Annotated in this window: 16 protein-coding genes and 1 tRNA gene; 6 read left to right on the forward strand and 11 right to left on the reverse strand. The window is 69.2% G+C overall.

Going from position 1 to position 13605, the window contains the following annotated elements; translation table 11 throughout:
• Nucleotides 1–145: 145 nt before the first annotated feature.
• Complete coding sequence (locus ACZ3I3_RS32130; RefSeq protein WP_279545655.1) at nucleotides 146–595, reverse strand: hypothetical protein; 450 nt, start codon at nucleotides 593–595, stop codon at nucleotides 146–148.
• A 617-nt stretch (nucleotides 596–1212) separates the two neighbouring features.
• Between ACZ3I3_RS32130 and ACZ3I3_RS32135 the strand changes: the two genes are divergently transcribed.
• The 3 genes from ACZ3I3_RS32135 to ACZ3I3_RS32145 all read left to right on the forward strand — a co-directional run bounded on the left by ACZ3I3_RS32135 (nucleotide 1213) and on the right by ACZ3I3_RS32145 (nucleotide 2446).
• Nucleotides 1213–1866, forward strand: coding sequence for an HNH endonuclease signature motif containing protein (locus tag ACZ3I3_RS32135; protein WP_467370785.1), 654 nt, complete (start codon nucleotides 1213–1215; stop codon nucleotides 1864–1866).
• On the forward strand, nucleotides 1863–2357 hold the full coding sequence (locus ACZ3I3_RS32140; protein WP_467370786.1) for an HNH endonuclease: 495 nt from the start codon (nucleotides 1863–1865) through the stop codon (nucleotides 2355–2357). Before ACZ3I3_RS32135 ends, ACZ3I3_RS32140 begins: the two co-directional genes overlap by 4 nt.
• 16 nt (nucleotides 2358–2373) lie before the next feature.
• Nucleotides 2374–2446, forward strand: a tRNA-Leu gene (locus tag ACZ3I3_RS32145).
• Nucleotides 2447–2496: 50 nt separating this feature from the next.
• Here ACZ3I3_RS32145 and rdgB read toward each other — a convergent pair.
• The 4 genes from rdgB to ACZ3I3_RS32165 all read right to left on the reverse strand — a co-directional run bounded on the left by rdgB (nucleotide 2497) and on the right by ACZ3I3_RS32165 (nucleotide 4865).
• Nucleotides 2497–3099 (reverse strand): RdgB/HAM1 family non-canonical purine NTP pyrophosphatase, encoded by a 603-nt coding sequence (gene rdgB / locus ACZ3I3_RS32150; protein ID WP_356928702.1) that lies wholly within the window; start codon nucleotides 3097–3099, stop codon nucleotides 2497–2499.
• Nucleotides 3100–3236: 137 nt separating this feature from the next.
• Nucleotides 3237–3638: a hypothetical protein gene (locus ACZ3I3_RS32155; protein WP_356928701.1), complete on the reverse strand. Its 402-nt coding sequence runs from the start codon at nucleotides 3636–3638 to the stop codon at nucleotides 3237–3239.
• 142 nt (nucleotides 3639–3780) lie between these two features.
• A complete protein-coding gene (gene rph / locus ACZ3I3_RS32160; protein ID WP_356928700.1) occupies nucleotides 3781–4518 on the reverse strand; it encodes a ribonuclease PH in 738 nt (245 codons plus the stop codon).
• Between the two features lie 113 nt (nucleotides 4519–4631).
• Nucleotides 4632–4865, reverse strand: a complete 234-nt coding sequence (locus ACZ3I3_RS32165; RefSeq protein ID WP_020270294.1) for a PTS sugar transporter subunit IIB — start codon at nucleotides 4863–4865, stop codon at nucleotides 4632–4634.
• Nucleotides 4866–5029: 164 nt separating this feature from the next.
• Between ACZ3I3_RS32165 and ACZ3I3_RS32170 the strand changes: the two genes are divergently transcribed.
• Nucleotides 5030–6343, forward strand: coding sequence for a PTS transporter subunit EIIC (locus tag ACZ3I3_RS32170; protein ID WP_467370788.1), 1314 nt, complete (start codon nucleotides 5030–5032; stop codon nucleotides 6341–6343).
• A gap of 179 nt (nucleotides 6344–6522) precedes the next feature.
• Complete coding sequence (locus ACZ3I3_RS32175; protein WP_467370790.1) at nucleotides 6523–7785, forward strand: PTS transporter subunit EIIC; 1263 nt, start codon at nucleotides 6523–6525, stop codon at nucleotides 7783–7785.
• Between the two features lie 78 nt (nucleotides 7786–7863).
• On the opposite strand, the gene ACZ3I3_RS32180 is transcribed toward ACZ3I3_RS32175, so the two are convergent.
• Entirely contained in the window at nucleotides 7864–8616 is a 753-nt protein-coding gene (locus ACZ3I3_RS32180) for an MBL fold metallo-hydrolase (RefSeq protein WP_467370792.1), read from the reverse strand.
• Between the two features lie 212 nt (nucleotides 8617–8828).
• On the opposite strand from ACZ3I3_RS32180, the gene ACZ3I3_RS32185 reads away from it, so the two are divergent.
• Nucleotides 8829–9272 (forward strand): type II toxin-antitoxin system PemK/MazF family toxin, encoded by a 444-nt coding sequence (locus ACZ3I3_RS32185; protein WP_356928697.1) that lies wholly within the window; start codon nucleotides 8829–8831, stop codon nucleotides 9270–9272.
• Between the two features lie 626 nt (nucleotides 9273–9898).
• On the opposite strand, the gene ACZ3I3_RS32190 is transcribed toward ACZ3I3_RS32185, so the two are convergent.
• The 5 genes from ACZ3I3_RS32190 to ACZ3I3_RS32210 form a co-directional block, all read right to left on the reverse strand.
• On the reverse strand, nucleotides 9899–10849 hold the full coding sequence (locus ACZ3I3_RS32190; RefSeq protein WP_467370794.1) for a PLP-dependent cysteine synthase family protein: 951 nt from the start codon (nucleotides 10847–10849) through the stop codon (nucleotides 9899–9901).
• Nucleotides 10850–10855: 6 nt separating this feature from the next.
• Nucleotides 10856–11134, reverse strand: coding sequence for a MoaD/ThiS family protein (locus tag ACZ3I3_RS32195; RefSeq protein ID WP_193505787.1), 279 nt, complete (start codon nucleotides 11132–11134; stop codon nucleotides 10856–10858).
• Between the two features lie 113 nt (nucleotides 11135–11247).
• The gene (locus ACZ3I3_RS32200) at nucleotides 11248–11343 is read right to left on the reverse strand and encodes a putative leader peptide (protein ID WP_324618026.1); all 96 of its coding nucleotides are present in this window, start codon (nucleotides 11341–11343) and stop codon (nucleotides 11248–11250) included.
• 99 nt (nucleotides 11344–11442) lie between these two features.
• A complete protein-coding gene (locus ACZ3I3_RS32205) occupies nucleotides 11443–11886 on the reverse strand; it encodes a M67 family metallopeptidase (protein ID WP_467370796.1) in 444 nt (147 codons plus the stop codon).
• 153 nt (nucleotides 11887–12039) lie between these two features.
• A complete protein-coding gene (locus ACZ3I3_RS32210; RefSeq protein ID WP_467370798.1) occupies nucleotides 12040–13464 on the reverse strand; it encodes an amino acid permease in 1425 nt (474 codons plus the stop codon).
• Nucleotides 13465–13605: the final 141 nt, after the last annotated feature.

The raw sequence follows: 13605 nt of genomic DNA on the forward strand, positions 1-13605 counted from the left end.
CCCGCCGGGGGCCCGCCCCGCCCCCCGGGCGGGTTGGGGTTGGGGGGGGGGGGGGGGTGGTTTTGTGGGGGGGGGGGGGGGGGGCGCCCCGGGGGGGGGGGGGGGCCCCCCCCCCCCCCCCCCCCCCCACGCTGCAGATCACTGATCAGGAATCGGCGAGAGTGGTGTCGACTCCCGCGTAGGTCGCCCACAGCAGGCAGCACGCGTTGCTTCCGCCGCCGACGTTGTCGAGCTGGAAGAAGTAGTCCGACTCCTCGGGCAGGCCGTTGTACTCGCCCCGGCTCGCGTAGCTCGTGCCGTTGAAGCAGTTGGTGAACGTCTTCTCACCGTAGAAGTCGTTGGACGACAGCGCGTCGTAGTCCCACAGCTCGACCCCGGTGGTCTTGCTGCCGCCCTGCACGGAACAACCCTTGAAGATGATCTCCGAGTAGCTCTGGTCCGCCCAGTAGCGGGACTGCCCGTTGCTCCCGCCGCCGTCCGTCCACGAGTTGATGCTGCTCGACCAGTTGGCCCAGGCACCAGAGGACAACGCGAGGGTGAAGGCTGACGCCATGGCGACCACGGCGGCTGCGCGCTTGGAGGATCTGCCCGACATGCGGGAACTCCGAATCCCCCACCTGATACGGCCCCCCACGAGGCCTGTCCACATCAGGCGAGGCGTGGAAGCTATCGAACAGATGATCTTTCAGTCAATGTGACGTAAACATTTCGTGCCTCGCACCGCCGGTCTGAGCTGACGAGGTGCAAGGTGTGGACGACCTGCACGGATGCGGCGATCCGGGTGGTCGAGCACTGCGACAGCGAAGGGGCCGTCGAGCTCTGCGGGTGGTGTCGGCCTGCTCGACGAGCGTGCGGTTCTTCGCACGAGAGCGATTCAAGGCCTTACGACCTGTGGAAAGGGCCTCTCAGCGCACCCGGCCGGGAAGGCGGACCGTACAGCCGGAGCCTCGACACCTCTCGCCGGTCCGGCATCGCACTCGCAACGCCGACCGCACCCCGATCCGGCTCGGACGACGACAAGTGACAGGTGATCCAGACCTCCTGACCTACCAGCTCCGGCGAGACCGACCGCAGCATTTCGGCCTCTCTGTTTCACCAAAAGCCCGGCACCTGTGATAAGGGCCATTCGGGCGTGACCGTCCGATCAACGGTTCGTTACTCCGTGCGAGATCCCGAACGAGTGGTCGGGAGACGGAGTGACGGAGGGGCTCGATGGGGGCGAGTGCGTACACCAGGGAGCGGCTGGAGGAGGCGGCACGGGGGGCGCGGACGTTGTCGGAGGCGTTGGTGCGGTTGGGGGTGGATCCGAAGAGTTCGGCGCGGCGGTACGTGTATGAGCGGATGAAGAAGCTGGGGGTGGATGTCTCGCACTTCGAGCGGGAGGGGTTGAAGTGGACGAGAGACGTCCTTGAGCGAGCGGTCGCGGCGTCGACGAACATGGGCGAGGTCCTGCGGTACCTCGGGCTCGAGGTGGTGGGCGGGCATCACACGCACATCAGCCGCCGGATCAAGGCATACGGGATCGACACGTCGCACTTCCAGATGCCCACGAGGCGTGGGAAGCCCTGGCGTCCGCGGACCCCGGAGGCCTTCCTCGTCGAGCAGCCGGCCGATCGCGCCCGGCGTGTTCCGAGCGACCGCCTCAGGTGGGCGATGACGGCTTCCGGCGTAGCCGAGCGGTGCGCCCTGTGCGGCATGGAGGCGGTCTGGCGGGGACGCCCGCTTCCCCTGGAGGTCGATCACATCAACGGCAACTGGAGGGACAACCGGATCGAGAACCTGCGGTTCCTGTGCCCCAACTGCCATTCGACGACGGACAATTACCGAGGACGTGCCAAACGACGCGTGCGGGGGCCTGCCTCATGAGCAGCCGCCGGGCCCGGCCCACCCCCGAGGAACTGCGTGTCGCGGTCGCCGAGTCCGTCTCCATCGCCGAGGTGCTTCGCCGCCTGGACCGCGAGGGCAGTGGCACCCAGCGCGCGCATCTGCACCGGTGGATCGCCGAGGACCAGCTCACCACCGAGCACTTCCTTGGCCAGGCCCACCAGCGCGGGAAGTCCCGTCCGGCTCTGGCCAGACGTCCTGAGCACGTCCTGGTCAAGCACGACGGCGCGCGTCGGACCCGCACGGTTGTGCTGCGTCGGGCACTCCAGGAGATGGGCGTACCGGACGAGTGCGCGGACTGCGGGGTCGGCCCCGAGTGGCTCGGCAAGCCCATGACGCTGGAGGTGGATCACATCAACGGCGACTGGAGCGACGACCGGCTGGAGAACCTGCGGTTGTTGTGCCCCAACTGCCACGCCATCACGACGACCTGGTGTCGAGGCGGGCGGCGACGACATAATCTCGCCCAGTAGAGTAGAAATCTGTCGGGCGCCCGTACGCCAACGGCTGAGCGGCGATCTTTAGGTGGTCGTGTCTGTCGGTTCGAATCCGACCGGGCGTACACAGAGAACCAGCCCCGCGCCTTCGAGTCGAAGGCGCGGGGCTGATCACTCAGCCGAGTAGCTCCCGCACCACCGGCACCAGCGCCCTGAACGCCTTCCCCCGATGGCTGATCGCGTTCTTCTCCTGCGGCGTCAGCTGCGCGCAGGTCCGTGTCTCGCCCTCCGGCTGGAGGATCGGGTCGTAGCCGAAGCCGCCCGTACCCGTCGGCTCGTGGCGTAGGACGCCCCGCAGTTGGCCTTCCACCACCCGCTCCGTGCCGTCCGGCAGGGCCAGGGCCGCCGCGCAGGCGAAGTGGGCGCCGCGGTGTTCTTCGGCGATGTCGGAGAGCTGGGCGAGGAGGAGGTCCAGGTTGGCCTTGTCGTCGCCGTGGCGGCCGGACCAGCGGGCGGAGAAGATGCCGGGGGCGCCGTTGAGGACGTCGACGCAGAGGCCCGAGTCGTCGGCGACGGCCGGGAGGCCTGTCGCCGAGGCCAGGGCGTGGGCCTTCAGCAGGGCGTTCTCCGCGAAGGTGACGCCGGTTTCCTTGACGTCGGGGATGTCCGGGTAGGCGTCGGCCCCGACGAGTTCGTGGGGCAGCCCGGCTTCGGCGAGGATCGCGCGCAGTTCGGTGATCTTTCCGGCGTTGCGGGTGGCGAGGATCAGACGACTCATGGCCCCCAGTATTGCCGGGCCCGGGACGTGCGCGCCCCGTCAGGGGCGCGGGGAACTGCGCGGCCAGCCCCCACGGACCCGCACCAACCCACCGACAAGACCCGGCAGACGAGAAGCCCTGCCCAGCCAGCGCAGCGTTATGGCGTGCAGACCTTCGTCAGTTCGCCCGCCGCGTCCGTGACCGGGCTGATGTCGGGCGTCTCGTCGCCGTTCTTGACCGCCGTACGGACGTTGCCGACGGCCTTGTTGAGGTCGTCCACGGCCTTGTTGACGTCCGCGTTGTCGGTCTTGTCGCCGATCTTGGTGAGGTTCTTGTCGATGGAGTCGAGGGACTCGTCGAGCTGCGTCGGGTCGTTCGCGGCGTTGTCCACGGCCTGCTGGAGTTCCGTGACGCTGTCGGCGATGGCGTCGGCGGTCTGGACGCAGTCCAGTGCCTTGTCGACGGCGGCGCAGCCGGTGGTGAGTCCGGCGGTCAGCGCGACGGCCGCCAGGGTGGCGGCGACGGCGGCGGTGCGGCGTCGGCGGCGGCTCGCGGCCATGGAACGGTCCCTCTCGTCGGTCGGGCCGGGCGGCCCGTGTGGCTGGCCGGACGCACAGGGATGAGCCGTGCGCCCGTACTCCTTCAGACGCGAGTGTGCTCGGCACGGTTGCCCGTGCCGAGCACCTGTCTTGGCGCGCCCTTTACTTTTCGAGGACGGTATCAAGCGCCGTGCGCTGGTGGGCTGCGAGTTCGGTGCAGCCGGCGACGGCGAGGTCGAGGAGGGCGTTGAGTTCGTCGCGGGCGAAGGGTTCGGCTTCGGCGGTGCCCTGGACCTCGACGAAGCGGCCGTCGCCGGTGCAGACGACGTTCATGTCGGTGTCGGCCTTGACGTCTTCTTCGTAGCAGAGGTCGAGGAGGGGGACGCCGCCGACGATGCCGACGGAGACGGCGCTGACGGTGCCGGTGAGGGGCTGGCGGCCGGCCTTGATGAGCTTCTTGCGCTGGGCCCAGGCGACGGCGTCGGCCAGTGCCACGTAGGCGCCGGTGATGGCGGCGGTGCGGGTGCCGCCGTCGGCCTGGAGGACGTCGCAGTCGAGGACGATGGTGTTCTCTCCGAGGGCCTTGTAGTCGATGACGGCTCGGAGGGAGCGGCCGATGAGGCGGCTGATCTCGTGGGTGCGGCCGCCGATGCGGCCCCTGACGGACTCGCGGTCGCCGCGGGTGTTGGTGGAGCGGGGCAGCATGGAGTATTCGGCGGTGACCCAGCCTTCACCGCTGCCCTTGCGCCAGCGCGGGACGCCTTCGGTGACGGAGGCGGTGCAGAAGACCTTGGTGTCGCCGAAGGCGATGAGGACGGAGCCTTCGGCGTGCTTGCTCCAGCCGCGTTCGATGGTGATCGGGCGGAGTTGCTGGGGGGTGCGGCCGTCGATTCGAGACATGCCGCTGAGCCTATCCGTACATACGGAAGGGGCCCCTCCCGCGGTGGGGAGGGGCCCTCACGACTGACCTTCGGGGTCTGTCAGGGGGTGAAGCCCGGGATGATCCCCGCGCTTCACATCAGGTCTTCGATCTCCGCGGCGATGGGGTCGGCGTCGGTGCCGATGACGACCTGGATCGCGGTGCCCATCTTGACGACGCCGTGGGCGCCGGCGGCTTTCAGGGCGGCCTCGTCGACCTTGGCGGGGTCCACGACCTCGGTGCGGAGGCGGGTGATGCAGCCTTCGACCTCTTCGATGTTGTCGATGCCGCCGAGCCCGGCAACGATCTTCTCAGCCTTGGTGGCCATGTTCGTTCTCCCTGATCCGAACCGCTTTGTCGCAGTAACCCACAGTTGGCCCAACTTTGCGAGCGGTCATGTCGTGCGTGCCGAAGGATGGCGTCACGTCAGTGTGCGACCGTCCGTTCGACTGGTCTACACCACGAGCCTGCCTCTCGACAAAGGGACCGGGAATGAGTGCCGACAGCCCCGCTGGCGCCGAGGCCGCCGTGAGCCCTGTCCGTGCTCGCTGGAACCGGCTGTTCCAGGGGCTCCAGAAGATGGGCCGCAGTCTTCAGCTGCCGATCGCGGTGCTGCCGGCGGCGGGCATCCTCAACCGGCTGGGGCAGCCTGATGTGTTCGGGGACGAGGGGCTGGGGTGGACGAACGTCTCGAAGGTGATGGTGGGGGCGGGCGGGGCGCTGCTGGACAGTTCGCTGGGGTTGCCGCTGCTGTTCTGTGTGGGCGTTGCGATCGGGATGGTGAGGAAGTCGGACGGTTCGACGGCGCTGGCGGCGGTGGCGGGGTTCCTCGTCTACTTCACGGTGCTGCGGCAGTTCCCGGAGGACTGCCCCGAGGGGTCGGTGGCGGTGCCGAACGTGGGGTGCCAGGTGACCGACGGGGACCGGGCGGTGACGGCGTTCGCGTTCCAGAATCCGGGGGTGTTCGGCGGGATCGTGATGGGGTTGCTGGCCGCGTTCTTCTGGGCGCGGTTCCATCGGACGCGGCTGGTGGACTGGCTGGGGTTCTTCAACGGGCGGCGGCTGGTGCCGATCATCATGGCGTTCGTGGCGATCGCGTTCGCGGCGCTGTGTCTGTGGGTGTGGCCGCCGGTCGGTGACGCGCTGGAGAGTTTCAGCGACTGGATGGACGGCCTGGACGCCTGGGGCGCGGGTGTCTTCGGGGTGGCGAACCGGGCGCTGCTGGTGATCGGGCTGCACCAGTTCCTGAACGTGCCCATCTGGTTCCAGTTCGGTTCGTACACCAAGCCGGACGGCACGGTGGTGCACGGTGACATCAACATGTTCCTGGCGGGGGATCCGGACGCCGGGCAGTTCACCACGGGGTTCTTCCCGATCATGATGTTCGCGCTGCCGGCGGCGGCCCTGGCGATCACGCACTGTGCGAAGCCGCACCGGCGCAAGGAGATCGGCGGTCTGATGCTGTCGGTGGCGCTGACGTCGTTCGTCACGGGCATCACCGAGCCGATCGAGTACTCGTTCCTCTTCGTCGCGCCGGCGCTGTACGCGGTGCACGCGCTGCTGACGGGTGTGTCGATGGCGGTGACGTGGGGGCTGGGGGTGAAGGACGGGTTCAGCTTCTCGGCGGGGCTGATCGACTACGTCATCAACTGGAACCTGGCGAGCAGACCGTGGCTGATCGTCCCGGTCGGTCTGGGTTTCGCGCTCCTCTACTACGTGATCTTCCGGTTCGCGATCACGAAGTTCGACCTGAGGACTCCGGGGCGTGAGCCCGAGGAGGACGTCGAGGACAGCGCCAAGGGGTGATCGTCGCAGCGGGCGGAATTGGCGGGTTCCACTCGTTCGGCCTACCGTGCTACAACTGGTCTACACCACTCACCGGTGGAGGTCGCGCGGTGCCCTTGTGAACCGCGTTCCCCTTTTGAGACGCCGCCGTCCCCCGTCGAACTCTTCCTGGGCGGCGCCGTGCCCCATGGAGGAAGTTCATGTCCACAGCCACAGCCGCGCCCGCGAGCCCGAAGAAGGGGTCTGCGGTGATGGCGGTCCTGCAGCGTATCGGCCGCAGCCTCATGCTGCCCGTCGCCGTACTGCCGGCCGCCGCGCTCCTGGTCCGCCTCGGCAACACCGACATGCTCGGGCGGGAGTCGTTCCCGGAGTTCATCACCAAGATCGCGGGCTTCATGAGCGCGGGCGGCAACGCGATCCTCGACAACATGCCGCTGCTGTTCGCCGTGGGCATCGCGATCGGCTTCGCGAAGAAGTCGGACGGCTCGACGGCTCTCGCGGCCGTCGTCGGCTACCTGGTCTTCAAGAACGTGCTGGCCACGTTCACCGACCCGAATCTGCCCCAGGTGGCGACGGCCGTCGACGGCAAGGTCGTCATGACGGACGCGCCGGTGGACGCCAAGGTGCTCGGCGGTGTGGTGATGGGCCTCGTCGTCGCCCTGCTCTACCAGCGCTTCTACCGCACCAAGCTGCCCGACTGGGCGGGCTTCTTCGGCGGTCGCCGCCTGGTCCCGATCCTGTCCGCCTTCGCGGGCCTGGCCATCGGCATCGTCTTCGGCTACATATGGCCGGTCCTCGGCACGGCCCTGCACAACCTCGGCGAGTGGCTGGTGGGCTCCGGAGCCGTCGGCGCGGGCATCTTCGGCGTCGCCAACCGGGCGCTGATCCCGGTGGGCATGCACCACCTGCTGAACTCCTTCCCCTGGCTCCAGGCCGGCTCCTACGAGGGCAAGAGCGGCGACATCGCACGATTCCTGGCCGGTGACCCGAGTGCCGGGCAGTTCATGACCGGCTTCTTCCCGATCATGATGTTCGCCCTGCCCGCCGCCTGCCTCGCCATCGTGCACTGCGCCCGGCCCGAGCGCCGCAAGGTCGTCGGCGGCATGATGTTCTCGCTCGCGCTGACCTCCTTCGTCACCGGTGTCACCGAGCCGATCGAGTTCACGTTCATGTTCATCGCCCCGGTGCTGTACGCGATCCACGCCGTGCTCACGGGTGTCTCGATGGCGCTGACCTGGGCGCTGGGGATGAGGGACGGTTTCGGTTTCTCGGCCGGCGCGATCGACTTCCTCCTCAACCTGGGCATCGCGACCAACCCGTGGGGCCTGGCGCTGGTGGGCCTGTGCTTCGCGGCGGTCTACTACGTGGTCTTCCGCTTCGCGATCACGAAGTTCAACCTGCCGACGCCGGGACGCGAGTCCGACGAGGAACTCGCGGAGCTTCAGAAGGCGGAGGCGAAGTAGCCCGCACCCCCCGCACACGGTGAAGGCCCCGGAACCGCTTCGGTTCCGGGGCCTCTTCATGCTCAGGGGCTCAGATGCTCATACGTCGTACGTCTGCCGCGGCGCCGCGAGGTCCACCGGACCGTCGTACACCGCACGGGCGTCGGCCAGGTTGGCCTGCGGGTCCGTCCACGGCGGGATGTGCGTGAGGACCAGGCGCCGGGCACCTGCCCGGGCCGCCGTCTCGCCCGCCTCGCGGCCGTTGAGGTGCAGGTCGGGGATGTTCTCCTTGCCGTGCGTGAACGCCGCCTCGCACAGGAACAGGTCGGCGTCCCGGGCGAGTTCGTCCAGGGCGGGGCTCACGCCGGTGTCGCCGGAGTACGTCAGGACCTTGCCGTCGTGTTCGACGCGGATGCCGTACGCCTCCACGGGGTGGGCCACGCGCTCGGTGTGCACCGTGAACGGGCCGATCTCGAAGGTGGACGGCTTGACCGTGTGGAAGTCGAAGACCTCGCTCATGGAGGAGGCGGACGGGGTGTCCGCGTAGGCGGTGGTCAGCCGGTGTTCCGTGCCTTCCGGTCCGAAGACGGGGAGCGGATCGCAGCGGCCGCCGTCGTGGCGGTAGTAGCGCGCGACGAAGTACGCGCACATGTCGATGCAGTGGTCGGCGTGCAGGTGGCTGAGGAAGATCGCGTCGAGGTCGTAGAGACCGCAGTGGCGCTGCAACTCGCCCAGGGCACCGTTGCCCATGTCGAGAAGCAGCCGGAAGCCGTCGGCCTCGACGAGGTAGCTCGAGCAGGCCGATTCCGCGGACGGGAACGACCCCGAGCAGCCGACGACGGTGAGCTTCATGAAGCAGAAACCTCCGCTGGCGGGATAAGTCTGAGAGGGGCGTCGGGGGTCGTGCGGTGCGTCGAGCGTAAGGCGCAAAACCTCCGGTCGCTCCTCCGCCAAGGGCTGTTGTGGGCGAACTCACCTGTGGTGTCACCGGTTCGGCTGGCAGCGCCGGGGGTGATCCTCGGGAGAAGGGCGCGGGGGAGGGATGGCGCCGGTAACGTCTCAGTATGGACACGTCCTGGTGGCTGGCGCTCGCCGCGGTGGTACTGCTCGCGCTCGTCGCCACGCTCGTCGACGGCTGGGGGCGGCGGTCGTCGGCGCGGCGGGGCCGGGCGGCGGCCGGGAGAGCCGCGGTGGCGGGGCTGCCGCAGCCGGCGGAGATCTGGTGGGCGGACGTCCCCTACGAGGACGAGGCCCGCACGAAGGACCGGCCGTGCCTGGTCCTGGCGGTGCGCGGGGAGCGGGCGACCGTCGCGAAGATCACCACCCGGTTCCGGCACGAGCGCACCGGCGTGATCCCCCTCCCCCCGGGCTCGGTCGGCGACACCCAGGGCCGCGCGAGTTTCCTGGAGACGCACGAACTGCGGGAGGTCCCGGTGTGGGGCTTCCGGCGACGGATCGGGGTGGTGGACCCGGCGCTGTGGGACCAGGTGCGGTACCTGGCCGGCTAGGGCCGGGCTGCTCTGCGCGGCGTCCCTGCGGAAACGTGCCGCCGGACCTGGCGCGACGGCCGACCGCGACGACCGGGGCGCGGCGCCCGGCGGGTCGACCCGGCACAACAGCCGGGACCCGGGCGGGTGGCAGGGCGCGACGACCGGACTCAAGCAGGTCAGCCGCGCGCGACGACCGCGCCGCCTCGCGCCGCGACCCGAGCGGTGGTCCCGGCGTCGGCAGCCGCCCTCCGCGCAGCCATGGGAACAGCAGGTGCGGCACCAGCGCGGCAGCGGACGACCGCCCGACACCTGGCCGGCTGTCGGTCAGGGCTCCTGTCAGGCGTCCCCGCGGGGACATGCCGCAGAGCGGACGCGACGGCAAGGCACGGCGACCGCGCGCGAGCAGCCGAGCGCGAACAGCCGGTGCGACGACCGTGCCGCCCCGGGCCGGGGACCGGGCCGTCTGCCGCCACTTTCGCCCCGGCGGGGCCCCGGCCGCCAAGGGCGGTCCAGCAAGCCGGACCGGCCCAGACCGGGGACCGGCCCACGCCCGGAGTGCGGCCGTGACTGCGGCGTGGAAACGCAAAAGGGCCGGAGTTCTCACTCCGGCCCTGCTGCGTCTGGTCCTGTGGTGTGCCGTCGGGTCACGCCCAGAGCTGGCCCTGGAGCGTTTCGATGGCCTCCTCCGTCGTGGCCGCCGTGTAGACGCCCGTCGACAGGTACTTCCAGCCGCCGTCGGCGACGACGAAGACGATGTCGGCCGGCTCGCCGGCCTTGACGGCCTTCTTGCCGACGCCGATCGCGGCGTGCAGCGCGGCCCCCGTGGAGACGCCGGCGAAAATGCCCTCCTGCTGGAGCAGTTCGCGGGTGCGGGTGACCGCGTCCGCCGAGCCGACCGAGAAGCGGCTGGTGAGGACCGACGCGTCGTACAGCTCGGGGACGAAGCCCTCGTCGAGGTTGCGCAGGCCGTAGACCAGGTCGTCGTAGCGCGGTTCGGCCGCGACGATCTGGACGTCCGGCTTGTTCTCGCGCAGGAAACGGCCCACACCCATGAGCGTGCCGGTGGTTCCGAGGCCCGCCACGAAGTGGGTGACGGAGGGCAGGTCCGCGAGGATCTCGGGGCCCGTCGTCGCGTAGTGGGCGCCCGCGTTGTCCGGGTTGCCGTACTGGTAGAGCATCACCCAGTCCGGGTGCTCGGCCGAGAGTTCCTTGGCGACGCGCACGGCGGTGTTGGAGCCGCCCGCGGCCGGCGAGGAGATGATCTCGGCGCCCCACATGGCCAGCAGGTCGCGCCGTTCCCGCGAGGTGTTCTCCGGCATCACGCAGACGATGCGGTAGCCCTTGAGCTTCGCCGCCATCGCCAGGGAGATGCCGGTGTTGCCGGACGTCGGCTCCAGGATGGTGCAACCCGGGGTCAGGCGGCCGTCCTTCTCCGCCTGCTCGATCATGTGCAGGGCCGGGCGGTCCTTGACCGATCCGGTCGGGTTGCGGTCCTCCAGCTTCGCCCAGATACGGACGTCGGCGGACGGCGACAGCCGCGGCAGGCGCACCAGGGGGGTGTTGCCGACCGCGGCCAGGGGTGAGTCGTATCGCATCGGTGATCAGACCATGCCGCCGGCCACGGCCGGCAGGATCGTGACGTTGTCGCCGTCCGTCAGCTTGGTGTTGATGCCGTCGAGGAAGCGCACGTCCTCGTCGTTCAGGTAGACGTTGACGAAGCGGCGCAGCTGGTCGCCGTCCACGATGCGGGCCTGGATGCCGGTGTGCCGCGACTCGAGGTCGGCGAACAGCTCGGCGAGGGTGTCACCGCTGCCCTCCACCGCCTTCTGACCGTCGGTGTACTGGCGGAGGATGGTCGGGATGCGGACCTCGATGGCCATGGCTCAGGGCTCCTGTCGGGAGTAGTCAGTCGGGCGCGCGGCAGCGCAAGAACAGCGGGGTGGTGCGTGTGTGCAGCGCCGCGGCTCACGGCCGTACGGCGGCAGGGGTCGCGTCAACAGATGGCGCTGGCGAGCCTGCACAGGTCGACGTGCAGCCGCGCCACGAGCAGCGTGCCCGGCGTCTTGTCGCTCACGTCGTGGGAAACCATGCGCTCATCGTATCGATTCCCGGTCCGGGTTCTGGAATGTGATCCCACATCGCGGACGGTTTCCGGCCGGAGAGTGAGACCGCCCTGTTCAGCACGCCCTCAGCCCTTGTTCGCGCCCGCTCCGTACGCCTCGACGATCTCGACCTCCTCCTCCGTGACCTCGCCCTCGACGATCCGGAACGAGCGGAACTGGAACTCGCCGGCCCCGTCGCTGTCGGCCGTGGAGACGAGGACGTAGTGCGCACCGGGCTCGTTCGCGTACGAGATGTCGGTGCGGGAGGGGTAGGCCTCGGTCGCCGTGTGGGAGTGGTAGATCACCACCGGCTCCTCGTCACGGTCGTCCATCTCTCGGTAGAGCTTGAGCAGGTCGCCGGAGTCGAACTCGTAGAACGTGGGTGACATGGCCGCGTTGAGCATCGGGATGAAGCGCTCGGGGCGGTCCGAGCCCGCGGGGCCCGCGATCACGCCGCACGCCTCGTCGGGGTGGTCCTTGCGCGCGTGGGCGACGATCTGGTCGACGAGGACCTGGGTGATGGTCAGCATGCTCGTCAGGATAAGCAGAAGGGCCGTTCCGTACCGATGGCTGGTACGGAACGGCCCATATGCCGGACGCCCTGAGCGGCAGCCGCAGGGGGTGCCACGAGTACTCCCTGCGGCTGGACGTCCTGCCTGGTTCGTGGCCGGTCTTCCTGGAGCTCAGCCGACCTTCTCGAACTCCGCGTCGCGGCGCTCGGCGATCTGCGGGTTGCGGCTCTTGAGGATCGCCCAGCCGATGCCGAGGGCGACGGCCCAGCCGGCCGCGACGTACAGGCAGACCCGCGCGTCCTTGTCGTACGCGATCATGCAGGTCACGCCGATGAGGAAGAGGAGCGCGACCCAGCTGAAGAGCGCTCCGCCGGGGGCGGGGAAGGACGAGGCGCGCAGCCGGCCCGCGTCGACCGCGGCGCGGTAGCGGATGTGGCTGACGAGGATCATCATCCAGGTCCAGATGCCGGCCGCGGTGGCGACGGAGGTGACGTAGAGGAACGCCTTCTCCGGGACGACGTAGTTCAGGACGACGCCGATGCCCATGAGCGCCACGGAGACGGTGATGCCGACGGCGGGCGTCTTGCGGGCGTTGAGCTTGCCGAAGGCCTGCGGGGCCTCGCTGTTGGAGGCGAGGTCGCGCAGCATCCGGCCGGTGGAGTACATGCCCGAGTTGCAGGACGACAGGGCCGCGGTGAGCACCACGAAGTTGACGATGCCCGCGGCGAGCGGGATGCCGATCTCGCCGAAGGCGTGGACGAACGGGCTCTCACCGGCGGAGAACTCGGTCCACTTGACGACGGAGAGGATCACCAGCAGCGCGCCGACGTAGAAGACGATGATGCGCCAGGGCAGGGTGTTGATGGCCTTGGGCAGGGTCTTCTCGGGGTTCTCGGACTCGCCCGCGGTGACGCCGACGAGCTCGACGGCGAGGTAGGCGAACATGACGCCCTGGAGCGTCATCAGGCTGGAGCCGATGCCGTTCGGGAAGAAGCCGTCGTGCGACCAGAGGTTGGAGACGGTGGCGGTGTCACCGGCGTCGGAGAAGCCGAGGGTGAGCACGCCGAGACCGATGACGATCATGCCGATGATGGCGGTGACCTTGATCATCGAGAACCAGAACTCGACCTCGCCGAAGATCTTGACGGAGATCAGGTTGACGCCGAAGAGCACCACGAGGAATACCAGGGCGCTGACCCACTGCGGGATCTCCGGGAACCAGAAGTGGATGTAGATCGCGGCGGCCGTGAGCTCGGCCATGCCGGTGACCACCCACATGAGCCAGTACGTCCAGCCCGTGACGAACCCGAAGAACGGGCCGAGGAACTCGCGGGCGTACTCGGCGAAGGAGCCGGAGACGGGCCGGTAGAGGAGCAGCTCGCCCAGCGCCCGCATGATGAAGAAGATGACGACGCCCGCGAGGGCGTACATGAGGATGATGCTGGGACCGGCCTTGGCGATGTTCGCGCCGGCACCCATGAACAGGCCGACGCCGATGGCGCCGCCGATGGCGATCATCTGGACCTGGCGGCTACCGAGGCCGCGCTCGTACCCCTCTTCGGGCACGCTTTCCGTGTCGACCTGCGCAGAGGTCATGTGTGGTGCGCCTTTCTCCATGCCGATCCGGACCTTCGTCGGTCTCGGATCGGGTCTCGATCCCCCCGGATTGCTGGAGTGGTGCCTGGCCGGCGGTTGCCGGCTCGGTGGCGCACCCGGCCGGACATTCGGGTGGTGTCG

This window comes from Streptomyces sp. NPDC016851 (assembly GCF_055562795.1).

Excerpts from the sequence above, each read along its gene's own strand:
- ACZ3I3_RS32170 (WP_467370788.1), top strand. The coding sequence starts at position 5,030 with ATGAGTGCCGACAGCCCCGCTGGCGCCGAGGCCGCCGTGAGCCCTGTC.
- ACZ3I3_RS32210 (WP_467370798.1), bottom strand. The coding sequence starts at position 13,464 with ATGACCTCTGCGCAGGTCGACACGGAAAGCGTGCCCGAAGAGGGGTAC.
- ACZ3I3_RS32155 (WP_356928701.1), bottom strand. The coding sequence starts at position 3,638 with ATGGCCGCGAGCCGCCGCCGACGCCGCACCGCCGCCGTCGCCGCCACC.
- ACZ3I3_RS32180 (WP_467370792.1), bottom strand. The coding sequence starts at position 8,616 with ATGAAGCTCACCGTCGTCGGCTGCTCGGGGTCGTTCCCGTCCGCGGAA.
- ACZ3I3_RS32185 (WP_356928697.1), top strand. The coding sequence starts at position 8,829 with ATGGACACGTCCTGGTGGCTGGCGCTCGCCGCGGTGGTACTGCTCGCG.
- ACZ3I3_RS32135 (WP_467370785.1), top strand. The coding sequence starts at position 1,213 with ATGGGGGCGAGTGCGTACACCAGGGAGCGGCTGGAGGAGGCGGCACGG.
- rdgB (WP_356928702.1), bottom strand. The coding sequence starts at position 3,099 with ATGAGTCGTCTGATCCTCGCCACCCGCAACGCCGGAAAGATCACCGAA.
- ACZ3I3_RS32195 (WP_193505787.1), bottom strand. The coding sequence starts at position 11,134 with ATGGCCATCGAGGTCCGCATCCCGACCATCCTCCGCCAGTACACCGAC.
- ACZ3I3_RS32130 (WP_279545655.1), bottom strand. The coding sequence starts at position 595 with ATGTCGGGCAGATCCTCCAAGCGCGCAGCCGCCGTGGTCGCCATGGCG.
- rph (WP_356928700.1), bottom strand. The coding sequence starts at position 4,518 with ATGTCTCGAATCGACGGCCGCACCCCCCAGCAACTCCGCCCGATCACC.
- ACZ3I3_RS32140 (WP_467370786.1), top strand. The coding sequence starts at position 1,863 with ATGAGCAGCCGCCGGGCCCGGCCCACCCCCGAGGAACTGCGTGTCGCG.
- ACZ3I3_RS32175 (WP_467370790.1), top strand. The coding sequence starts at position 6,523 with ATGTCCACAGCCACAGCCGCGCCCGCGAGCCCGAAGAAGGGGTCTGCG.
- ACZ3I3_RS32205 (WP_467370796.1), bottom strand. The coding sequence starts at position 11,886 with ATGCTGACCATCACCCAGGTCCTCGTCGACCAGATCGTCGCCCACGCG.
- ACZ3I3_RS32165 (WP_020270294.1), bottom strand. The coding sequence starts at position 4,865 with ATGGCCACCAAGGCTGAGAAGATCGTTGCCGGGCTCGGCGGCATCGAC.
- ACZ3I3_RS32200 (WP_324618026.1), bottom strand. The coding sequence starts at position 11,343 with ATGGTTTCCCACGACGTGAGCGACAAGACGCCGGGCACGCTGCTCGTG.
- ACZ3I3_RS32190 (WP_467370794.1), bottom strand. The coding sequence starts at position 10,849 with ATGCGATACGACTCACCCCTGGCCGCGGTCGGCAACACCCCCCTGGTG.